Source organism: Streptomyces sp. S4.7, from assembly GCF_010384365.1.
GTDB lineage: Bacteria > Actinomycetota > Actinomycetes > Streptomycetales > Streptomycetaceae > Streptomyces.
Genome location: NZ_CP048397.1, coordinates 599,611 through 620,707, shown reverse-complemented (window position 1 = coordinate 620,707; position 21,097 = coordinate 599,611). Strand labels below are relative to the sequence as shown.

At 71.3% G+C, this 21,097-nt stretch carries 19 protein-coding genes; 7 read left to right on the top strand and 12 right to left on the bottom strand.

What is annotated here, in order from left to right; genetic code table 11:
* Positions 1-97 precede the first annotated feature (97 nt).
* Positions 98-1,027, top strand: coding sequence for an SDR family oxidoreductase (locus SSPS47_RS02635; protein ID WP_164248402.1), 930 nt, complete (start codon positions 98-100; stop codon positions 1,025-1,027).
* A 265-nt stretch (positions 1,028-1,292) separates the two neighbouring features.
* Positions 1,293-2,324, top strand: a complete 1,032-nt coding sequence (locus SSPS47_RS02630; protein WP_239065207.1) for a lactonase family protein — start codon at positions 1,293-1,295, stop codon at positions 2,322-2,324.
* A gap of 98 nt (positions 2,325-2,422) precedes the next feature.
* Here the strand turns inward: SSPS47_RS02630 and SSPS47_RS02625 are convergent, their stop codons facing one another.
* The 4 genes from SSPS47_RS02625 to SSPS47_RS02610 all read right to left on the bottom strand — a co-directional run bounded on the left by SSPS47_RS02625 (position 2,423) and on the right by SSPS47_RS02610 (position 6,998).
* Positions 2,423-3,343 (bottom strand): hypothetical protein, encoded by a 921-nt coding sequence (locus SSPS47_RS02625; RefSeq protein ID WP_147875762.1) that lies wholly within the window; start codon positions 3,341-3,343, stop codon positions 2,423-2,425.
* A gap of 95 nt (positions 3,344-3,438) precedes the next feature.
* Entirely contained in the window at positions 3,439-4,443 is a 1,005-nt protein-coding gene (locus SSPS47_RS02620) for a BadF/BadG/BcrA/BcrD ATPase family protein (RefSeq protein ID WP_239064746.1), read from the bottom strand.
* Complete coding sequence (locus tag SSPS47_RS02615) at positions 4,440-5,114, bottom strand: uracil-DNA glycosylase (RefSeq protein WP_164248398.1); 675 nt, start codon at positions 5,112-5,114, stop codon at positions 4,440-4,442. The genes SSPS47_RS02620 and SSPS47_RS02615 overlap by 4 nt, the downstream gene beginning before the upstream one ends.
* Positions 5,115-5,588: 474 nt before the next feature.
* Positions 5,589-6,998 (bottom strand): FAD-dependent oxidoreductase, encoded by a 1,410-nt coding sequence (locus SSPS47_RS02610; RefSeq protein WP_164248396.1) that lies wholly within the window; start codon positions 6,996-6,998, stop codon positions 5,589-5,591.
* A 214-nt stretch (positions 6,999-7,212) separates the two neighbouring features.
* Between SSPS47_RS02610 and SSPS47_RS02605 the strand changes: the two genes are divergently transcribed.
* Complete coding sequence (locus SSPS47_RS02605; protein WP_239064745.1) at positions 7,213-7,923, top strand: DUF6214 family protein; 711 nt, start codon at positions 7,213-7,215, stop codon at positions 7,921-7,923.
* 41 nt (positions 7,924-7,964) lie between these two features.
* Here the strand turns inward: SSPS47_RS02605 and SSPS47_RS02600 are convergent, their stop codons facing one another.
* A complete protein-coding gene (locus tag SSPS47_RS02600) occupies positions 7,965-8,678 on the bottom strand; it encodes a DUF305 domain-containing protein (protein WP_164248394.1) in 714 nt (237 codons plus the stop codon).
* Positions 8,679-8,831: 153 nt separating this feature from the next.
* On the opposite strand from SSPS47_RS02600, the gene SSPS47_RS02595 reads away from it, so the two are divergent.
* The gene (locus tag SSPS47_RS02595; RefSeq protein ID WP_164248392.1) at positions 8,832-10,325 is read left to right on the top strand and encodes a hypothetical protein; all 1,494 of its coding nucleotides are present in this window, start codon (positions 8,832-8,834) and stop codon (positions 10,323-10,325) included.
* 1 nt (position 10,326) lies between these two features.
* Here SSPS47_RS02595 and SSPS47_RS02590 read toward each other — a convergent pair whose 3' ends face one another.
* The 6 genes from SSPS47_RS02590 to SSPS47_RS02565 all read right to left on the bottom strand — a co-directional run bounded on the left by SSPS47_RS02590 (position 10,327) and on the right by SSPS47_RS02565 (position 16,107).
* Entirely contained in the window at positions 10,327-10,947 is a 621-nt protein-coding gene (locus SSPS47_RS02590) for a TetR/AcrR family transcriptional regulator (RefSeq protein WP_164248390.1), read from the bottom strand.
* 169 nt (positions 10,948-11,116) lie between these two features.
* On the bottom strand, positions 11,117-12,463 hold the full coding sequence (locus SSPS47_RS02585) for a M14 family metallopeptidase (protein WP_164248388.1): 1,347 nt from the start codon (positions 12,461-12,463) through the stop codon (positions 11,117-11,119).
* Between the two features lie 398 nt (positions 12,464-12,861).
* Positions 12,862-13,557, bottom strand: coding sequence for an HAD-IA family hydrolase (locus SSPS47_RS02580; RefSeq protein WP_164248386.1), 696 nt, complete (start codon positions 13,555-13,557; stop codon positions 12,862-12,864).
* 19 nt (positions 13,558-13,576) lie between these two features.
* Positions 13,577-14,281: a phosphatase PAP2 family protein gene (locus tag SSPS47_RS02575; protein WP_164248384.1), complete on the bottom strand. Its 705-nt coding sequence runs from the start codon at positions 14,279-14,281 to the stop codon at positions 13,577-13,579.
* Between the two features lie 32 nt (positions 14,282-14,313).
* Positions 14,314-15,249 (bottom strand): M56 family metallopeptidase, encoded by a 936-nt coding sequence (locus SSPS47_RS02570; protein ID WP_164248382.1) that lies wholly within the window; start codon positions 15,247-15,249, stop codon positions 14,314-14,316.
* Positions 15,250-15,393: 144 nt separating this feature from the next.
* On the bottom strand, positions 15,394-16,107 hold the full coding sequence (locus SSPS47_RS02565; RefSeq protein ID WP_164248380.1) for a DUF5134 domain-containing protein: 714 nt from the start codon (positions 16,105-16,107) through the stop codon (positions 15,394-15,396).
* A 556-nt stretch (positions 16,108-16,663) separates the two neighbouring features.
* On the opposite strand from SSPS47_RS02565, the gene SSPS47_RS02560 reads away from it, so the two are divergent.
* Together SSPS47_RS02560 and SSPS47_RS02555 are read left to right on the top strand one after the other, a co-directional pair.
* On the top strand, positions 16,664-17,788 hold the full coding sequence (locus tag SSPS47_RS02560) for a glycoside hydrolase family 71/99-like protein (RefSeq protein WP_239064744.1): 1,125 nt from the start codon (positions 16,664-16,666) through the stop codon (positions 17,786-17,788).
* A 236-nt stretch (positions 17,789-18,024) separates the two neighbouring features.
* Complete coding sequence (locus tag SSPS47_RS02555) at positions 18,025-18,582, top strand: GNAT family N-acetyltransferase (protein WP_164248378.1); 558 nt, start codon at positions 18,025-18,027, stop codon at positions 18,580-18,582.
* Between the two features lie 93 nt (positions 18,583-18,675).
* On the opposite strand, the gene SSPS47_RS02550 is transcribed toward SSPS47_RS02555, so the two are convergent.
* Entirely contained in the window at positions 18,676-19,359 is a 684-nt protein-coding gene (locus SSPS47_RS02550; RefSeq protein WP_147875748.1) for a glycerophosphodiester phosphodiesterase family protein, read from the bottom strand.
* 261 nt (positions 19,360-19,620) lie between these two features.
* Between SSPS47_RS02550 and SSPS47_RS02545 the strand changes: the two genes are divergently transcribed.
* On the top strand, positions 19,621-21,018 hold the full coding sequence (locus SSPS47_RS02545) for a DUF6421 family protein (protein ID WP_164248376.1): 1,398 nt from the start codon (positions 19,621-19,623) through the stop codon (positions 21,016-21,018).
* Positions 21,019-21,097 lie beyond the last annotated feature (79 nt).

Sequence of the window (21,097 nt, the reverse complement as noted above, 5' to 3'; positions counted from 1 at the left end):
GGTCTGATAGCTTCGGAAGTGCAAGAGACCGACGGTCTCCTACGGCCGCCGTCCACTGTCCTCGCACGTCATCCGCGTATCACCCGAAGGAGTCGCCATGTACACCGTCCCCGACCAGAGCGGTAAGTACGCCGTCGTCACCGGCGCCAACAGCGGCACCGGCAAGGAGGCCGTCCGGCGGCTCGCCGACGCCGGGGCGCACGTCGTCATGGCCGTCCGTACGCTCGCCAAGGGCGAGCGGGCCCGCGACGAGATCCTGGCCCGGCACCCACAGGCCCGTCTCGACGTACGCCGTGTCGACCTCGCCGATCTGGCCTCCGTCAAGGAGTTCGCCGACGGGCTCATCGCCGACGGCACCCCGCTCGACCTGCTGGTCAACAACGCCGGAGTGATGGCCCCGCCCTCCCGGCTGGAGACGGTCGACGGCTTCGAGCTCCAGATGGGCAGCAACTTCCTCGGCCCGTTCGCCCTGACCGTACGGCTCCTCCCGCTCCTGCTCGCCGCCGAGTCCCCGCGGGTGGCGACCATGAGCAGCGGCTCGGCCAACTACGGCAGAATCGGCTTCACCGACCTCCAGTGGCGGAGCCGGCGCTACAGCGCGAACCGCTCCTACGCGCAGTCCAAGCTCGCCGACCTCATCCTCACCAGGCAGCTCGCGCGGATCTCCGCCGAGCGCGGCTGGAACCTGCTGAGCACCGGCGCGCACCCCGGCTACACCCGCACCAACCTCCAGACGGCGGGCGCCAGTCTCGGCACCGGCAGGATGACCGTCACCCGGCTGTTCACCAAGATCGACCTCCTGCCCTCGCAGGACGCGGAGCAAGGCACCGAACCTCTGCTGTACGCTGCCACCAGCCCCGACGCGGTGGCCGCCGGCTACTACGGCCCCGGCGGACGCTTCGGCCTCGTCGGCCCCACCGCCACGGCACGCACGACCCGCAGGGCGCTCGACGACGCGCTCAACGCGCGGCTGTGGGCGGAGGCCGAACGCCTCACCGGTGTCGCGCTCCCCGCGCACGCCGCCTGAGCGGCGATGTGCTTCCAGCTCCTTCGGAAGGGCGAACCGACCGCCGGGGTGGGTAGTTCACGCGGCAGTGCCCGACGTGGTGGTTTGGTCTAGACCGCCTGCTACCGTCGCCGGAGGACAGAGCCGCGGGCGTGGCCGCACACCACGCGCGGAACGCACAGCGCGATCGAGCGACAGGGGACAGCCAGTGAACGGCAGCAGCGACGGGCGCAGCGGCGGACGGACGGAGGAGCGGACCGAGGGACCGGCCGGCGAGCGGGTCTTCATCGGGTCGTTCACCTCGGCGGGCGGTCGCGGCATCATCGCCGCCACCGTGGACACGGACACCGGCGCCCTGACGGAGTCCGGCGCCACCGACGCCCTGGCCGACCCCTCCTACCTGGCGCTCGCCCCCGACGGCGCGGTGCTCTACGCCGTCTCCGAGGGCGAGGAGGGCGCGGCAGCCGCCTTCGACGTCGCACCCCGCGCGTCCGGCGACACGTCCGCCCCACGGCTGCTGGGTGAGCCGGTGGCGGTCCGCGGATCGGGCCCCACCCATCTCACCCTCGCCGCCGGACACCTGGTGACCGCGAACTACGGCTCCGGCAGCGTCACCGTCCTGCCCGTCCGCGCCGACGGCACACTCGGCGCCGCCGCCGGAATCCTCCGGCACGAGGGCGGCGGACCGCACCCCGACCGGCAGGAGGGCCCGCACGCCCACCAGGTTCTGCCCGACCCGGGCGGACGCTGGCTGCTCGCCGTCGACCTGGGCACCGACTCCGTACGCACGAGCGCCGTCGACCCCGACAGCGGAGAGATCACACCCCACGGCGAGACCGTGCTCCGTCCCGGCACGGGACCGCGCCACCTCGCCTTCCACCCGGCGGGCACCCACGCGTACGTGCTCAACGAACTGGAGCCGACACTCACGGTCTGCCGCTGGGACGCCGACAAGGGCACGCTGGAGCCGGCCGGCGAGGCCCCCGTCCTCCCGGACGGCGCCGAGGAGGGGGGCTACGCCTCCGAGATAGTCGTCTCGCACGACGGCAGGTACCTCTGGGCCGCTGTGCGCGGGCACGACAGCATCGCGGTCCTGACGCTCGACGAGAGCCGCGAGAGGCCGGTCCTGGTCACCACCGTGGACTGCGGCGGACGCTGGCCGCGTGACCTCACGCTGGACCCGGCTGGACGCAGGCTCTATGTGTCGAACGAGCACTCCGGGGACGTGACCTGGTTCGACATCGATCCGGCGACCGGTGTGCCGTCCCGTGCGGGCTCGTTCGAGGCGCCCGCCGCCTCGTGCGTGATCTTCGGCTGAGGCCGCTCGCGGAGCCCAGCGGGCTCGGGAGGGCCGATCCGCCCAACGGGTCGCGCCGGACGGGCCGACAGCCCGTCCGGCGCGCGGGACCGGACCGGTCAGTGCGCCGGCGACCCTTGCGTCTGTGCCGAGATGCCCAGCGCGCTCGTGTACTGCGAGAGGACCAGCTTGCCGACGGCCGGGTACGCGCCGAGCGGCTCGGACGCGGCGCAGTCGGCCTCCTTGAGCGCGATGTCGAGCAGGCCCGCGGGCAGCTCGGGTCCGATCAGGTACGGCGCGAGCGCGAGCTGCGTCGAACCGGAGTCGCGCAGCTGCTCGGCGATGGCCGCGACCGCGCCCTCGTCGTCGAGCGCCGCCGCCATCACCGGCACCGCGAGGCGCGCGGCCAGCAGCATCCCGGTGATTCCCGCGGCCTGGACGGCCTCGTCGCCGCCCACCGTGGCGAGGATGATGCCGTCGGCGGCCGTGGCCACCGTGAAGAGGCGCGCCCGGTCGGCGCGGGCCAGACCGGCCTCCGACAGACGTACGTGCAGCGCCTCGGCGAGCAGCGGGTGCGGACCGAGGACATCGGTCATCTCCGCCACGGCCTTGCTGTCCACGACGGCCTGACGTATGCGCCTGACCAGGGAGTTGTCGGGACCCGCGAGCAGCGGTACGACAACCGCCGAGATGCCCTCGGGCTCGCTGACCTCACGGCCGGCCGCCTTCGCCAGCTCGTAGCGCTCGACACGCTGCTCGGCGGTGTGGGCCAGGACGGTGCCCAGCGCGGGGTACTCGTCGTCGTCGCCGTCCAGATAGCCGATCCGGGCGTCGAGGCCCGGCAGTTCGGAGCGGGCGATGCTGACGACCTCCTCGCCGAGGCTCCGTACCTCGGGGCTCGGGTCGCCGGGCATCGCCAGCACCAGCGCGGGCGCGCCCTCGGGCGCCGCCACGGGTTCGGGTCGACGGTGCCGCCCCGACTGTCGAGGTCGGGGCATTCGTACAGGCAGGCCGGGTGCCGGCCCAGTGGGGGAGCTCATGGCGCCGAATGCTACTGGTTTTGTGGGGTCGGCTGTTCGGGGAGGGTCCGGTCGTGTGTCATCTGTCCATATTTTTTCGATATGTTGCTTACCGCTTATTCGTCCCGCTCTGTCGGGACGGTCAACAGTCGCCCGTCGCGCGGCAGTCGGAGCGATCCGGTCGAGAGGGCCGCGGCGATCCGGAGCGCGCCGGTCAGCGGATCGCCCTCGGCCGACACCGTCCGGGCCCCCGGCAGCCGGTCGGCCAACTCGGCGCGCAGCGGTACGAGCAGGGGGTCGCCCATGTTGAACAACCCACCCGTCAGGGCGACTTCACACCCCTCGACCTGCGGACACACCGCGACGGCCGCGTCCGCGACATTCCTCGCCGCCTCGTTGACGATCTCCGCGGCCACCGGGTCGTGGAGTGCGCAGCCGGCGACCTCGGGGGCGAAGGAGGCGAGCACGGCGGGCCGGTCGGTACGCGGATAGACGAGCCCCGGCATTTCCGGCGCGGGGCCGAACACCGCTTCCATCCGGGACAGCAGTGCGGTCGAACCGCCGCGCCGGCCGTCGTACGCGCGCATCGCCGCCTCCAGCCCCGCCCGGCCGATCCAGGCGCCGCCGCCGCAGTCGCCGAGGAGGTGTCCCCAGCCGTCGGCGCGCTGCCAGGTGACCAGATCGGTGCCGAGCGCGATCATCCCCGTACCGGCGGCGACGACGGCGCCCGGCCGCTGGCCGAGCGCCCCCGCGTAGGCGGTGACGGCGTCGGCCGCGAGCGCCAACCGCCGTACCCCCAGGGCGCTTTCCAGCGCGGCGGGCAGCTCCGCGCGGAGCCCGTCGCCGAGCGTCGCCATGCCGGCGGCGCCGATCGCGACGGCCTCGGGTGCCTCGGTGCCCGCACGCGCGAGCAGCGTCTCCACGGCGGGCAGCAGCTGTTCGAGCAGATGGGCGGGGTCGATGCCCGAGGGGCCGGTGCGTACCGGTTCGGTGGACACGGCGGTGCCGATCGTCCGGACCGGCGCCTCACCGTCCGCCGAGCCGGCCGCGGCCGGGTCCACCGAACCGAGGGCGATCCGCAGTCCGGACCCGCCCGAGTCCACGCCGAGGACCGGGCTCACGGGAGTTGCCAGTCGACGGGCTGAGCGCCCTGCTGGACGAGGAGTTCGTTGGCGCGGCTGAACGGACGCGAGCCGAAGAAGCCCCGGTCCGCCGACATGGGGGAGGGGTGCGACGACTCGATCGCGGGCAGCGGACCGAGGAGCGGACGCAGATTTCGGGCGTCGCGCCCCCACAGGATGGACACCAGCGGCTTGTTCCGCGCGACCAGCGCCCGGATGGCCTGCTCGGTGACCTCTTCCCAGCCCTCGCCCCGGTGCGCCGCCGGTTTGCGGGGAGCGGTGGTCAGCGCCCTGTTGAGCAGCAGCACACCCTGCCGGGTCCACGGCGTCAGATCGCCGTTGGACGGCCGGGGCGCCCCGATGTCCGCGTGCATCTCCCGGAAGATGTTGTCCAGACTCCCCGGCACCGGCCGTACGTCGGGCGCGACCGAGAAGCTCAGCCCCACCGCGTGCCCCGGTGTGGGGTACGGATCCTGGCCGACGATCAGGACGCGCACCTCGTCGAACGGCTGCTGGAAGGCGCGCAGCACATTCGGCCCGGCGGGCAGATAGGTCCGTCCGGCGGCGATCTCCGCGCGGAGGAAGTCGCCCATCGCGGTGATGCGTTGGGCGACAGGGGCGAGGGCGTCGGCCCATCCGGACTCGACGATTTCTTTGAGTTCACGTGCCACGGGGCGTCACTCTAATGGGCCGTCGGGCTTCGCGATCAACGAACCGGCCAAGGACCTCGGGCCGCGCCGTCCCTTCCCTCCGCGCACAGTCCCTCGCGGATCGCGGTTGCGGTCGCGAAGCCTCGGGGGCGGGTCTCCAAGGCCCCGCTCCCGCTCCCGCTCCCGCCCCGCTCCCGCCCCGCTCCCGCCCCCGCTCCGCCGACGCGGACGTCCGCCGGGTCGTCCGCTCGACATCCCGGTGGACGGAGCCCAGCGGCGCGATCTCCCCGGTCGACAGCCGGATCGCGCCGGCCACCACGTTCTCGGCGAGATGGTCCGGATCGCCGGTGCCCGGGACGGCCAGGACGTGCGGACCCCGTTCCAGAGTCCGGGCCGGCCGGATCCGCGCGGGGGCACCCCGTGCGCGCGGGCGAGGGCGAACACCGCCTCGTCGTCGGCGTAGCCCGCGCCCACCTCGCGTCGGCCGCCCTCACGCTATGTACCAGACGGCCCGTCCGCCCCCCGCGCCGCGGACAGCAGACCCTCCCAGTCCGGGATCTTCACCGACCGACGCCCCAGCGACGCCCCGAGCGCCGCCTCCGCGTCCTCGATCGCCAGCCACCCCGGCCACTCGACGGGACGGTGCCCGGCGGCCCGGAGCGCGTCGGCCGGGTCCCCCGCGATCCGGCGCCCGGCCAGCCGCGGCGCGTCCGCGAGGAGCGAGACGACCGTCTCCTTCGCACAGGCGCGATTCGTGCCGATCACCCCCGTCGGGCCGCGCTTGATCCACCCCGCCACGTACTCGCCCGGCGACGCCACCGCGTCCCGCAGCACCCGCCCCGCCAGATGCGGCACCGTGCCCGACGTCTCGTCGAACGGCAGTCCCGCGAGCGGCACCCCCCGGTAGCCGACCGCCCGCAGCACGAGCCCCGCCTCGATCTCCTCGAAGCTCCCGGTGCCGCGCACCCCGCCCGACCCGTCCGGCGCGGTCCGCTCGAACCGTACGGCCGTCACCCGTCCTGCGGTCCCGAGCAGTTCCACCGGTCGCAGGAAGAACCGCAGGTGGATACGGCGCGCCCGGCCCTGATCGGGCGTCCCGGCCCAGCCGCGCACGACCTCGATGTTGCGCCGGTTCACGGCGGCGAGCGGATGGGCGGACGGCGCCGAGGCCCGCCCCGGCCGGACCGCTTCGGTGACCGGGACCGGGGCGTACGCCGGATCGAGTGCCAGGTCCGCGGGCTCCACCCGTACCTCCGCCGAGGGCAGCGCGCCCAGTTCACGCAGCTCCTTCGTCGTGAACTTCGCCTGCGAGGGGCCCCGTCTGCCCGCCATGTGCACGTCACGGACCGCGCTCCCGGCCAGCGCGCCGAGCGCCGGGTGCGGCACGTCCGTCGGCCGGAAGTCCTCCGCGCCACGGGCCAGCACACGCGCCACGTCGACGGCGACGTTGCCCACGCCGATCACCACGACCGAGCGCGTGCCGAGCCCGAAGCCCGCGGGCGCGGCGTCGGGATGCGCGCTGTACCAGGAGACGAAGTCGGTCGCGGAGTGGCTGCCCGCCAGTTCCTCGCCGGGGATGCCGAGCCGGCGGTCCCGGGCGGCGCCGACGCAGTAGACGACCGCGTGGTAGAGACCCAGCAGCCGCTGGGGTGTGAGGCCGTGCGCGCCGATCTCCACGTTGCCGAGGAAGCGGACGCGGTCGTGCTCCAGCACCGAACGCAGCGTGTTCTGGAGCGACTTGATCTTCTCGTGGTCCGGTGCGACGCCGTAGCGCACGAGTCCGTACGGGGCGGGGAGCCGGTCCAGGACATCCACGAGGATGCCGGGGACCAGCGGCTGCTGGACGAGGGCCTGGGCGGTGTAGACCCCGCTGGGGCCCGATCCGACGACGGCGATGCGCAGCACGGCGCACTCCTTCCGGCGAGAGGCTTCCAGCATCGCACCGGTTGGTGGAGTCGGGGAGGAGCGGCGCCGTGGCCTCTTGAAGAAGCGCTGCCGGTGGCGGTACGGCAGTGCGCTGACCGAGTGCGCTGACCGAGTGCGATGCGTGCCGAGGCGTGTGTACCACGACGATAAGGGAGAATTGCCTGATTAAGTGGTGAATGTGTCAGAACCTGAGATGACTTCCGCCGGTGAGCCCGCGACCCCCGTCTGGCCCCGGTGGGAGGTGCAGGGCTACGGAACGGTCAACTGCGACACACCGCCGGGTGCCCGCTGCGAGCTTCCGCCGGACGAACTGGTGCCGCCCTGGGTCGACATCCGGCTGACATTCGCCGACGGGGCCCGCGTCGACGTGCTCGCCGTCCAGCGGGACGGCGTGATCGCCGTCGAGGACGCGCAGGCCGATCCGCCTCTGCCGCTGGCCGATCTGACCGAGCTGGGCGCCTGGATCGAGGCGCCGCTCGCGTACGCCCGCGGGGTGGTGGCGGGACAGCACCGGGTGGAGGCCTCCCCGCTCCCCGGCGGTGAAGGGGCGACGGGCCCGGCGGCGCCCGGCGCCGCGTCGCGCCCTGCGCGGGACGTGGCTGTCACCGTGGTGGCGGAGGACGAGGGGTACGAGTACGAGGGCGGATCCCCGGACGCCGACGTGCGGTTTCCGTCGGAGGAGGAGCCCGCGTCCGTCGGCCGGCACCGCGCGGACGACTCCGCGTCGTCCGACCGCGCGGACCGGCGCGGTGTGGCGGCGACGTACCGCAGGGCCCAGCAGTTGGGCCAGGACCCGGTCCTCGTGGTGATGTGCGCGACGGGGTACGGGCGCCGCAAGTCGCTCAGCCTCATCGCGAGTGCCCGCGAAGACGGGTATCTGACGCCGCGTCACCGCCGCCGCTGACGCCCGCGCGCCCGCGGTCCGGTGCCGGCACCGGGCGCGCCCTACAGCGAGCGCATCCGGTTGATCTCGGACGTCTGCTGGGCGATCACGTCGCCGGCCATCTCTTCGAGCTGGACGTTGTTGCCCGCCGAGAGGGCGTCGGTGGCCATCGTGACCGCACCCTGGTGGTGCGTGATCATGAGGCTGATGAAGAGCTCGTCGAACGCCTTGCCCTTCGCGGCACGCAGCTTCGCCAGCTGGGCGTCGGTGGCCATGCCCGGCATGTCCATCGCGCCGTGGTCGTGGCCGCCTTCCTTCTTCGCCTTCTCCTCGCCGCCGTTGAGCTTCAGCCAGCCCTCCATGGCGCCGATCTCCGGCTTCTGCGAGGCGTTGATGCGCTCGGCGAGCCGCTTCACCTGGCCGGATCCCGCGCGGTCCGGGGCGAGTTCGGACATCACCAGCGCCTGGCTGTGATGCGTGATCATCATCGCCGCGTAACCGTAGTCGGACGAGTTGGGCGTGTTGTCCGGGAGTTCCTTCGCCGCCTCCTCAGGGGAGAGGGTCCTGGACTTCTCGCCGGGCTTGCCCGGGGCGACGATCTGCCCCGTGGCCCCGCTCCTGGTCTCACTCTTCGCACCGTCGTCCCCCGAGTCGCAGGCGCCCAGGGCGAGTAGGGCGACGAGGGCCGCGGCAGCCACGACAGGCCGGAGGACACGCGGACTCCTGGTCCGGATCAACACGGTGACCTCCTGGGGTGCTTGACGTGTATGTGGCATCTGGTTAGGCACTTTCCTAACACGCTTACGGACACGAGTGATCGAAAACTTTCATTACATCTAGGTTGCCATCTGTTGTGATGTACATGAGAAGGACGATACTGCCCAGGTCCGTAAGCCGTTCAACTGAGAACGGGTATAAGGGAGGACGCAGTGACTTCGTTGCACACCACGCGCGTGCGGCGCAGACGTCTGGGCGTGGCAGCAGCCGCTGCCGCCGGGCTCTTCGCCACACTGCTGGCCGCCGGACCGGCGGTCGCCACGCCCGACCCCGGTGACAAGCCGGCCAAGGAGGAGACCTCCAAGAGCCAGCAGGCCGAGGCCAAGAGGGCCATCGAGAACAACGACATACCCGGTGTGGACGAGATCATCCACAGCGACAACATGAGCCATGTCGTCAACGTCCCCAAGGACCACCTGAAGGGGACCAACTCTGACATAGCCTTCCAGGGGAAGTACGCCTTCTCCGGCAACTACGACGGCTTCCGGATCTTCGACATCAGCAAGCCGTCGAAGCCGAAGACCGTCGCGCAGGTCCTGTGCCCCGGTGGCCAGAACGACATCTCCGTCTCGGGCGACCTGCTCTTCCTGTCGACGGACGCCTCACGCAGTGACAACTCCTGCTCCAGCGTCTCGCAGCCGGCGACGGAGAAGTCCTCCTGGGAGGGCATGAAGATCTTCGACATCAGCGACAAGCGGAACCCCGAGTACGTCGCGGCCGTCGAGACCGCGTGTGGTTCGCACACGCACACGCTGGTGCCGGAGCGCAAGAACGTGTACGTGTACGTCTCCTCGTACTCGCCCAGCGCCACGTTCCCGGACTGCCAGCCGCCGCACGACGGCATCAGCATCATCAAGGTGCCCCGCAAGGCCCCCGAGCAGTCGAAGATCGTCGACTTCCCGGTCCTGTTCCCGGACGGCGGCAACCCCGGCGCGCCCACCAACCCGGGCGTCTCGGCGACCACCGGCTGCCACGACATCACGGTGCTCCCGTCCAGGGACCTCGCCGCCGGTGCCTGCATGGGTGACGGCATCCTGTTCGACATCAAGGACCCGGAGACGCCGCGGATCATCGACCGCGTCCAGGACAACGTCAACTTCGCCTTCTGGCACTCGGCGACCTTCAACCAGCGCGCCAACAAGGTCGTCTTCACCGACGAGCTCGGCGGCGGCGGCGCGGCCACCTGCAACGAGGAGATCGGCCCGAAGCGCGGCGCCAACGGCATCTACGACATCCTCGGCAAGGGCGACAAGCGGACGCTGGAGTTCAAGAGCTACTTCAAGATCGACCGTCCGCAGGCGGACGCCGAGGTGTGCGTGGCGCACAACGGATCGCTGATCCCGGTCAAGGGCAAGGACATCATGGTCCAGGCCTGGTACCAGGGCGGTATCTCGGTCTGGGACTTCACCAACTCCTCGAAGCCGAAGGAGATCGGCTACTTCGAGCGCGGCCCGGTCACCCTCGACCAGGTCACCACGGCCGGCCCCTGGTCGGCGTACTACTACAACGGTTACATCTACTCGAACGACATCGCCAAGGGTCTGGACGTCATCAAGCTCGACGACCGCCGGACGGACGAGGCGAAGAGGGTGAAGATGGACGAGCTCAACGTCCAGACGCAGCCCGACTACTTCGAGGACTTCTAAGTCACCGGCCGTTCCGCCGGGCGGGCTCCCCGTCCGGCCGAACGGCGTACGCCGGGTCCAGACCGAAGCGGTGGAACAGCTCGTCCCGCAGGCTGGCCAGCGGCATCGCCGCCCCCGGCAGCAGAATCGCGAACACCGCGCCCATCATCAGCGCGCGCAGCAGCGGATAGTCGCTGTCCACGTCCGTCGAGCCGTACCGCACCATCGTCTCGCGCAGCAGCTCCGCGAGCCGCTGCTGCTCGGGGCACTGGACGAAGCCCTCGGCCTGGAGAATCCCGGCCATATGGGCACGCATCACCACCGGATGGTCGACCGTGAGGCCCAGTACGGCGTCGATGGCGCGTGCCAGCAGCTCCCGGCCGTCATCGGTACGGGGCTCACGCTCCAGCGCCGCTTCCAGGGTGCGGTGCATCAGCCGGTGCACGGCCGACTGGAACATCGACCGCTTCCCGGGGAAGTAGTACGAGACCAGTCCGCGTGCCGCTCCCGCCCGGTCGGCGATGTCTGCCAGCGTCGTTCCGTCGAACCCCCGCTCCTCGACCAGCTCCACGGTGGCCTGCAGAAGCCGTTCGCGAGAACGCCGGCGAAGTTCTTCATTGACCGATGGGCTCCGCGGGGACATGCTGGACTCCTGCGTTGACTGGCTCCTAGCCAGTATACTCGGCACGTCCCCGCGGACCGCCCATCGGGCCTGGTCGGCGTGGGTGAAGGCTGTCTGTCTTGGGCGGCGCGGGGGATCGCCCAAGACAGACAGTTTTACCACCGTCCCTGTCCGGGACGGTGACGGGATGTCAGGCCGTGCAGTACTGCGATTCCTTGCCGATCGACCGGTACATGCAGTCGGCGTTCTCCAGGAGTTGGAGCACCGCGTCCCGGTTGCGGCTCGTCTCGCGCTCGATCACCTCGTCGGGCGGGTAGAAACCACCACCGCCGGCGCTGCCCGGGTACATCTCGAAGGTGTACGCGAAGATCTTCTGGTTCCCCCACAGCCAGTCGTCGATCGACCCGTCCGTGATGTAGAGGTCGCTCGCCTGCTCCGCGGTGTAGCCGTTGCTCGCGGCCATCTTCCCGCCGACGGCGGCGAAGGCGTTCCGGTCGTCGATCGTCATGCCGGGAGCGGTGTCGGCCCGCGTGTAGCCGTACGGCCACAGCACCAGCTCGCTGTACGTGTGGAAGTCGATCGCCGCCTTGAGCTGCTGCTTGCCGCCGACGACCCGGCTGCGCGCGAAGTCCGCGACCACCTCGACCTCCGGGGCGGACTCGGCGCGCGCGCCGCGGTACGTCTCGGAGCCGGGGGTGCCGGAGGAGCCGCCACAGCAGCCCCACTGGAAGGCCCAGTTGCGGTTCAGGTCCGTACCGATGGCCGAGGAACCGGAGTTGGGCTGACGGTTCAGGCGCCAGCTCCGGTAGGAACCGGTGGCGATGTCGTACTCGCCGCCGTCCGGATTGACGTCCGGGACGATCCAGATCTCCCGGTTGTTCACGGCGTTGGTGACGCGTGAGTCGGTGCCGTAGGTGTCACCGAGCTCGCGGATCAGATAGAGCGCCATCTCGACGGTGAGGTGCTCGCGGGCGTGCTGGTGGTGCGTGAACAGCACCTCGGGTTCGTTCTCGTCCGTCGCCACGTTGTCGCTGATCTTGACGGCGATGATGTCCCGGCCCTCGTAGCTCTTGCCGATGACGCGCTTGCTGATCAGGTTGGGGTGAGCCGCGATCCGCTGGTTGATCTCGGCGTTCATCTCGGCGTAGTTGTGATAGCGCGAGTCGGCCGACGGGAAGTCCAACGGCTCGGCGGCCCTGCCGTTCGTCCTGGCGGGCGGGCCGGGCAGCACGTCGAGCCGGTAGCCCTCCGCGCGCAGCTGCCGCGCCTGGGTGTCGGTGGCGCTGACGACCGTCGAGCGCTCACCCGCCTCGTCCACCGATACGCCGCTGGAGGCGAGGGCGGTACGGCCCATGACGTCGGCCACGCCGGGTATCTCGTACTGCCTGACGCGCTCTTCGGCGGCCACGGGGGACTCGGGCACGGCCTTCGGATCCGGGGGCGCCGCCTCGGCCGTGAAGGGGACGGCCACGGCGAGTGCCAGCATGGCCGCGAGGGTGGCGGCCTTCCATCTGGCCTCGCGTACGCGAAGTCGCATGTTGTCTCCTGGATGGGGAGTCGTGTGGGGGGCTCGGCCGCCGTACATGGCGTGCGGCGGCCGGTTGTTCGCGCCACATCGTGGAGGGCTGACATGATCCGGTCAAGTGGCGAACTTCGGCCATCCGGACCGGTACCCGCGCATCGCCCGCTTCCGGGCGCCCGAAGCGGTTCCGGCGGGCGCTCGACGAGGTCCCCCGGTCCGGCGTCGTGGCCTCGCGGTCCCCGGGCGGTTCAGGTCGGGCGACGTGCGCACCACTCCGGGGCGGGCACCGGTGCCCGCCCCGTGAAGTGGTCCCGCACCCGGACCGGTTCGACACCCGGACGTTCGGCGTCGCGCACGCCCTCCGCACGCCTGAGGGCGACATCCGCCGCTCCGGGGGACGGTGCGGGCTTCTCTCAGCGTGTGAGGGCGAGAACGGGCCGCAGGCCCGCCGGGCGCTCCTCCACCGGCAGATGGTCGACGAAGTGCACCGCACAGCCCAGTTCGGCCGCGCCGCCGTCGGCCTCCCGGTCGTCCCCGACCATCAGCACATCGCGCGGATCCTGCCCGATGGCCTCACAAGCGGCGCCGAAGAGGCGTACGTCCGGTTTCTGGATGCCGTGCTCGTACGACAGCACGTAGGCGTCCACGAGGTCGTCCATGGCGTGGGCGCGGAAGACCGGACGCAGGTCCCAGCCGATGTTGCTGATCACGCCGACGCCGATGCCCTCGCGCTTGAGGGTGCCGAGAACTTCCGCCGTGTCGGCGTACGGGCGCCAGGCGTCCGGCGTCCGGTGGCGCTCGTAGAGCGCGTCGTACAGCCGCGGGTCCGGGAGCGCGACCTGCCGGGCCAGACCCGTGTACGCGGCCCTGTGCAGCTCGGCGCTCTCGTCACGTGTCGCCCACAGCCCGGCCAGCTCCGACGGAACCTCCTGCGGCGAGGGACCGCCGGGCAGTGCCCCCGCCACGGCGAGCTGGACCGCGTACCGCCGGACCTCGGCGGGCGGCACCGCAACGCTCAATTCGTCGAGTGCGGACCGGAGCCAGGAGCCGGCCGATTCGATGCGGAACAGAGTCCCTGAGAAGTCGAAAAGCACACCCTTGATCTTCATGGACCCGATCCTTGCCGGGTCACCACCACCGGGACAAGGCCCGTCCTTCGTAAGTCGCGACGGACAGGGCCACCAGACACGCTCCGAACAGCCAGCCGGCCACCACGTCCGAACTCCAGTGCACCCCCAGCCAGACCCGGGTGAACCCGACGCCGAGCACCGACACCACCCCCACCACCAGCGCGACACGCCACAGCGGACCGCTCACGCCGTGCCGTCGCAGCAGCCACAGCAGCGTGCCGACGGTGACGGCGGCGGTCATCGCGTGGCCCGAGGGGAACGCCGCGAAATGCGCCGAGTCGACCGGGTCGGGCCAACTGGGGCGCTCGCGGCCGACGGCGGCCTTCAGCCCCTGCGACACCAGGGCGCCCACCAGGCTCGTCAGGGCGACCCAGCAGGCGAGCAGGCGCTCGCGGCGGAACCAGAGGACGAAGAAGGCGACAGCGGTCAGCAGACGCATCGTCCACGGGTCCCACACCCAGCCCGTGAGGATCCGGTTCGCGTGGGTGAGCCCCGGCTCGGCGACCGCCCACCGGTGCAGATCCACCGCTACGGTCCGGTCCAGGGTGAGCAGCGGGCCCCACTCGGGGGCGACGAGCGCCAGCAGGATCAGGGAGGCCACACCGAGCACCGCGCCGACGCGGGCCGTCGTCACGGGTCCGGGCGGTGTGGACGGTGCCGGCGAGGCCGGCCGTGGCGCCGGGGGGACCGCGGGGGATTGCATGGGGTGATCCTTACGACGAAGGGCCCGCCAAGCTATCCCAGCGCGCGTAGTGCCGGGATGAAGGCGATCACGAGCGGAACGGCGGGCACCAGCGCCGCCGCGGCCGTGAGCCGCAGCCGACGGCCCGCCGTCAGCCGGGGGAGCGGTGTCAGCAGCCGGTCCACCCGGCGCGGCAACTCGCCGTCGGGCGTCGGGCAGGGGCCGAACACCCCACGGTCCTCGTTCAGTTCGACCAGGGCGAGCGCGATCGTCAGCCGGCCGAAGCGGCGCGAGGCGACGTCGTCGGCGGCCAGTTCGACCAGGCGGTGCATCTCGGCCTGGAACGCGGCGAACACCGGTACTTGGGGGAATCCGTTGGCCAGCGCCGACGAGCAGTGCAGCAGCCAGTCGTGCCGGGCGCGGGCGTGACCCTGCTCATGGGCCAGCACGGCATCGAGCTGACGGCCCTTGAGCCGTCGCAAGGCGGCCGTGGTGATGACGAGTTGGGGTGCGGCTCCCGGTAGCCACCAGGCTCCCGGACGCTCGCCCTCCAGGACGACCAGCGGGCCCTCGCCGGGCTCCTCGCCGGGCAACAGCGGTGAGCGCACGAGCAGTTCGGTACGGCGCCGCTTGCGGCGCGTGTGCGCCCGGTGGATCTCACGGGTGAGCATGGCGCCCGTCCACACCCCGCCTGCCGCCAGGATGAGGGCCAGCGCCGCCGACCACGGGCGGTGCGCGCCGAGCGCGTACGCCTCGACGACCCCGCTCGGGGCGGGGGCGAAGACATGCCCCCGTACGGCCAGCCAGGCCGCCGCCGCGCTGAACGTCATGGCGAGCGCGAAGCACAGCAGAACGGCGGCCACCACGCACTGCCAGACCCAGAGGGCCACCACCGGCTCGCGCTCGGGCCATTCGGCGCGGGCCAGCAGCCGCGGGGCGACCACTGCGGCCAGCGCACCGAGCGTCAGCAGCACGAGGGAGACCATCATGGTCGCCAGTTTATGAGTGCGGCGCCGCTCACGGGGTCGGCCGCGGGCGTCAAGTGACGCAGGACACGGTCGTCGCGGGTGTGTCCTACGGGCCGCCTGCGGCCCGCTCCGGGGCGTCGGTCGCCGGAACCGCCGGTCGCCCCCTCAGAGAGTGAGCAGCATCGCCAGCATCGCGATGCCCATGGACAGCCGGCAGGCCAGCGCCAGCTCCGGCCCGTCCTCGCAGAGGCCGGTCGGCGCGTCCCTCGCCATCTCCGGTGCCGTATCCGTCACGACCCCCGTCGGTGCGCCCGCCGGCCGGACGTCCCCCGCGGCGCCGCCGACCACGCCGCCGGCGGCGTGATCGGCGGCGCCCGCCCCCACCGGGCCCCCGCCCTCCGCCACGGTCACGGTCTGCAACGGGAGCAGCCGGGCGCCCGTCCACAGCACGTATCCCGCGTAGTAGATCAGCAGCACACCCGTGGCCAGCGGCGTCCCGCCCGCGCTGTGCGCGCCGTGCGTACCGCCCGGCAGCAGGGCCATCGCCACCGACATGTAGACCATGGCGAGCATGCCCAGGAGATGGTGCAGATGGTGCGACGTCCTGCGGGCCGGTCCCAGCGCACGCAGCGCGGCGACCCCGAACACCACCACGTACGCCAGCCAGACATAGCGCGGGGGTGTGACCACCGCGGCCGGTACGGCCATCGCCGCCATCCCGAACCCCATCAGGGCCTCACCGCCCGCCGTGCCCTCGGTCCTGCCGCCCGCCGAGCCGCGCCCCGTGGCCCTGGCCCTGCGCAGCCGGAGCAGACAGTGGGTGCCGGCCGCCGCGCAGAGCACCACGACCAGCCAGCCGGCCGTCGCCGGTCCGTGCACCCCGCACCTCCCCCTCGCCCGGGGTCCGCCCTTCGGGGCGGGTCCCGGCTCCAACGATGTCCATACGAACGGTGTCAACGGTGAAATGCCCCAGTCGTTCGAGGCGCACGCGAGCGCAGGGAGACACGGGGGGAGCGCACCGGGGGGACACGTCCGCGATCAAGGGCGCGGAAACCACGTGCTTTTCGCATTCCGCTGGAAACGGAAAACGTAAAGAAAATAGGCTGACAAGTTCATTTGAATTGGTCTGGACAAAGCCTCCGCACGGGCCTTGTGGCAGCCATCCGGAAGCGGTTACTTTGCGATGGTGCGCCGTGGAGGCGGGCGGGCTGCCGCCGCCTGTAATTCCCCTACCTCCGTGGATTCCCGTATTTCAGGCAGATTTCTAGTGGGAGTAAATACTCCGTGAGTATTTCAAGACGCGCCGTCATCGCATCGGCGCTGGCCGGCACAGCAGCGGCCGGTGGTGTCCTCGGCAGTCAGCAGGCGGGCGCCGCGCCCGTACCGCGTGGCAGGGCCCAGGCAGGCGGCACCCGCCGCGAGTCCCCCCGGCGACGTGGTCGGCAAGATCGGCGTCGGGTACCAGGGCTGGTTCGCCTGCAAGGGGGACGGTTCCCCCATCGACAGCTGGTGGCACTGGAGCCAGAACGCCGGCCAGCCGCCGTCCCTCAGCAATACGACCATCAAGTCGTGGCCCGATATGCGGGAGTACACACGTACTTTCCCCACGGCCTATCCGAATCTGAACAACGGGCAGCCGGCCTCGCTGTTCTCCTCGCACGACCAGCAGACCGTCGACACCCACTTCCGGTGGATGCGCGAGAACAACTGCGACACCGCCGCGCTCCAGCGGTTCAGCCCCATGGGCGGCGAAGGTCCGATCCGGGACGCGATGGCGCGCAAGGTGCGCCAGTCGGCGGAGGCGATCGGCCGGAAGTTCTACATCATGTACGACGTCACCGACTGGCGGGCGATGCAGTCGGAGATCAAGCAGGACTGGACCGACAAGATGAAGGCGTACACGTCTTCGAGCATGTACGCCAAGCAGAACGGCAAGCCCGTCGTCTGCATCTGGGGCTTCGGATTCGCCGACGACAAGCGCCCGTTCGCGCCGCCGGAGCGCCTGGACGTCATCAACTGGTTCAAGGAACAGGGCTGTTACGTCATCGGCGGTGTGCCCACGCACTGGCGCAACGGCAACAGCGACTCCAGGCTCGGCTTCTCCGGTGTCTACCACGCGTTCGACATGATCTCGCCGTGGATGGTCGGACGGATGGGCACCGTCGCCCAGGCCGACCGGTTCCACCGGGACGTCAACACTCCCGACAAGGCCGACTGCGACGCCAGTGGCATCGACTACCAGCCGTGTGTGATGCCGGGAGACCTCCAGTCCAGGCACCGCGCGCACGGCGACTTCATGTGGCGGCAGTTCTGCAACATGTGCCGGCTGAACGTCGCGGGGATCTACATCTCCATGTTCGACGAGTACAACGAGGGCAACCAGATCGCCGAGACGGCGGAGAACGGCTCGATGGTCCCCTCGGGCTCCGGCATCTGGGCGCTCGACGAGGACGGCACGTCCTGCTCGTCCGACTACTACCTCCGGCTCACCGGTGACGGCGGGCGGATGCTCAAGAAGCAGATCGGGCTCACCGCGACCCGGCCGACACCGCCGAGGTAACGGGTCTCCGTCCGCGCCGGCCGCCGGGAGGTACGAAGACCCCGGCGGGCGGCGCGGTCAGCCGGCGGGCAGGTGCCGCGCCCCCGCGGGCGAGCGCCGAGGAGGGCGCCGAGAGGCAGTCGTGAGGGGTGCGCGGACCGGACGATCGGTCCGCGCACCCCACTGACATGCCTCCGGGAAGTGGGGTTAGGCTCGGCGCGCCGCCCCCCGCGGCCGAGAATCGGAGAACGCGCGCCATGAACACCGCACCACACGCTCCCGGTCGGCTCACCTACCGGGACGCCACGGCGGAAGACGTCACGTCGCTCGTCGCACTCATAGAGGCCGCCTACCGCGGCAAGGACGCCCGCGCCTCCTGGACCTCGGAGACCGATCTGCTGGGCGGCCAGCGCACCGACGAGCGGGGTGTCCTCGAAGTGATCGAGGCCCCCGGCAGCCGGCTGCTGATGGTCGAGGCGGACGGCGTGCTGGTCGCCTGCTGTCAGCTGGAGCACCGCGGCCCCGCCGCGTACTTCGGCATGTTCGCCGTCCACCCGGACGCCCAGGGCGGCGGTCTGGGCAAGCGCGTCATGGCCGAGGCGGAGCGCCGCGCCGGCGCGGACTGGGGCGCCGGTGAGATGCACATGAGCGTGATCATCCAGCGAGAGGACCTCATCGCCTGGTACGAGCGCCGCGGCTACCGCCGTACGGGACAGCTGACCCCCTTCCCGTACGGTGACGAGCGTTTCGGTATACCGCGGCGCGACGACCTGGCGTTCGAACTGCTGGTCAAGGCGCTGGACCCGGAGGTCTGACCTGGACGCCTGACCGACGGCGCCCGGCGCTGCGGCCACGCCCGGGCGGGACGGCGCCGCCCCGGCCGGGCGTGGCCGCAGCGGCATGGCCCGTCAGGCCGTGAACCGGCCGGTGCGCCGGATCTCCGGGAAGTCGGTGGTCGCCCCGTCCAGCCCGAACGCCCTGACGAGCCGCAACTGGTCCGGTGTGTTCACGACCCACCCGATGACCCCGAGCTCCGCCGCGTGCGCGCGCTCGACGACCTCCAGCGTCAGGCGCCGGATGTTCAGCGCGAGCGAGTCGGCACCCACCGCGACCGCCCTGTCGACCACGTCGGCGCCCCAGCGGCTGGCGATCAGCACCGTCCGCACACCCGGCACCAGGGCGGAGATCTCGGCGACGGCCTCGTCGTGGAACGAGGACACCTCCACCCGCCCCACCAGCTTCCGCCGGTGCATCACCTCGGCCAGCGCGCGGGCCGCCGCCACATCCTTGATCTCCGCCTGGAGCGGGGATCCCACCGCGTCCAGGACCTCCTCGAAGACCGGCACACGCTCGCCCCGACCCGCGTCGAGCTCCCGCAGCTCGGCGAGGGTCCGGTCGGCGATCGGGCCCGTGCCGTCCGTCGTACGGTCCAGTTCGGCGTCGTGCATGACGACCAGTGCGCCGTCCTTGCTCAGGTGAAGGTCGAGCTCGATGGCGTCCATACCGGCTCGTTCGGCGTGCAGGAAGGAGCGCAGGGTGTTCTCCGGTTCGACACCCATCACTCCACGATGACCGATGGTGAGGAAAGTCAAGGCTGACTCGCTTCCGTCGTCGGCGGCTCCCGCGCGGCGCTGGTGCCCCACGCGGCACGGCGGCAGCCTAACGGTCGGCGCGCCGGACGGACCCGGGTCGGAGCCGTGCGCGCCGGAGCCTGCCGTCCGTGCCACCAACAGCAGGAAAATCGCCCGTAGACCTTGGGCGCGGCAGGATAATTTGTCTCGCGCTCCCTTGTACGGGAGAATCAGAGACCTATACGGTGCTTTGACGCCCGCTTCTCCCGTGGAGGACGTGACATGACGGAAATTCTTGTGCAGGACCGGACCGCACGGCATACGGCCGACGACGAGCGGGTGGTCGAGCACCCCGCCTGGACCGAGCTCAAGAACGCCGTCGAGGAGATCCGCCCTTGGCAGTCCAAGGACGGCTCCATAGACCTCGACGCGGAACAGGCGCCCGCGCGCGCCGTCGTCGATGTCACGCTCGACCGAGTGATCGCCGCCGTCGAGCAGCTCTCACCCCTGCTGCCGCACGACGCCGACTACCACCGGGCGCTCGTCTCGGACCTCCGCAAGTGGGCCGACGGCGCCTTCGGCGTACCCGACTTCCTGGACTCGCTGCTGGCCTTCCAGCCGGCGGCCGACCGCGTGGACCGGCTCCAGCACCTGGTCGTCTTCCCCATGTACACGCAGAACGGCAACCCGGACCGCAACCTCGAAGCGGTCGTCCTGCGCATGGTCTGGCCCGAGTGGCTCTCCGAACTGGAGCGCACCCGCTACGACAACCCCCTCTTCTGCGGCATCACCTTCGAGGACTTCACCGCCGGGTACGACACCAACTCCGCGGTCCTCTTCCCCGAGACGATCGCCGTCCGGCAGGCCCCCGAACGGTTCAGCTGGGGCGGTATCTTCTGCGACCGCGAGGCGGCCCGCTTCCGCCGCGTCACCGAGGCCGCCGTCGGCATTCTCGGGGTGGAACTCCCCGAGGACATCCGCGAGATGGTCGGCGACCAGGACCGGTGCCAGCAGGCGTTCGTGCTCTGGGACATGATCCACGACCGCACCCACAGCCACGGCGACCTCCCGTTCGACCCCTTCATGATCAAGCAGCGCCAGCCGTTCTGGATGTACGGCCTGGAGGAGCTGCGCTGCGACCTCACCGCCTTCCGGGAGGCCGTGAAACTCCAGGCCGACGGCGTCACGCAGGGCCGCGACGTGCAGTACGCGGTGCTCTTCGACCGGATGTTCCGCTTCCCCGTCACCGGCGCCCGCGAGCGCAACTACGACGGCCTCGGCGGCCAGCTGCTCTTCTCCTACCTCCACAAGCACGACGTGGTGCGCTGGACCGACAACACCCTGCGCATCGACTGGGACAGGGCCCCGCACGTCACCCAGCGGCTCCTGGACGAGATCGAGACGCTCTACCGGGCCGGTATCGACCGCCCGAAGCTGGTCCACTGGTTCGCCGCCTACGACCTCGTCTCCACCTATCTGGCCCCGCACCCCGGATCGACCTGGGCCAAGGGCCCGGACGCCCTCAACCTGGATCTGCCCCCGCGCAAGCTGGTGGACGACGTGCTTCCCGACGAGTTTCCGCTCAGCATGTTCTACGAGGCACTGGCCAAGAAGCTCAAGACCGTGATCGCCTCGACCAAGGGCATCACGGCGGCCGGTGCCGAGCAGCGAGCCGCGTGAGGCCGCCAACCGACCGGGCCGCGACAGCGCGGCCGACCACGACAACGCCGACACGGGGGACACCGGGATGACGGAGACG

Bases quoted from the DNA above. Each gene is read 5' to 3' on its own strand.
- SSPS47_RS02625 (WP_147875762.1), bottom strand. From the start codon at position 3,343: ATGAGCTCCCCCACTGGGCCGGCACCCGGCCTGCCTGTACGAATGCCC.
- SSPS47_RS02570 (WP_164248382.1), bottom strand. From the start codon at position 15,249: ATGATGGTCTCCCTCGTGCTGCTGACGCTCGGTGCGCTGGCCGCAGTG.
- SSPS47_RS02590 (WP_164248390.1), bottom strand. From the start codon at position 10,947: ATGTCCCCGCGGAGCCCATCGGTCAATGAAGAACTTCGCCGGCGTTCT.
- SSPS47_RS02545 (WP_164248376.1), top strand. From the start codon at position 19,621: ATGACGGAAATTCTTGTGCAGGACCGGACCGCACGGCATACGGCCGAC.
- SSPS47_RS02585 (WP_164248388.1), bottom strand. From the start codon at position 12,463: ATGCGACTTCGCGTACGCGAGGCCAGATGGAAGGCCGCCACCCTCGCG.
- SSPS47_RS02575 (WP_164248384.1), bottom strand. From the start codon at position 14,281: ATGCAATCCCCCGCGGTCCCCCCGGCGCCACGGCCGGCCTCGCCGGCA.
- SSPS47_RS02635 (WP_164248402.1), top strand. From the start codon at position 98: ATGTACACCGTCCCCGACCAGAGCGGTAAGTACGCCGTCGTCACCGGC.
- SSPS47_RS02555 (WP_164248378.1), top strand. From the start codon at position 18,025: ATGAACACCGCACCACACGCTCCCGGTCGGCTCACCTACCGGGACGCC.
- SSPS47_RS02605 (WP_239064745.1), top strand. From the start codon at position 7,213: ATGACTTCCGCCGGTGAGCCCGCGACCCCCGTCTGGCCCCGGTGGGAG.
- SSPS47_RS02600 (WP_164248394.1), bottom strand. From the start codon at position 8,678: ATGCCACATACACGTCAAGCACCCCAGGAGGTCACCGTGTTGATCCGG.
- SSPS47_RS02580 (WP_164248386.1), bottom strand. From the start codon at position 13,557: ATGAAGATCAAGGGTGTGCTTTTCGACTTCTCAGGGACTCTGTTCCGC.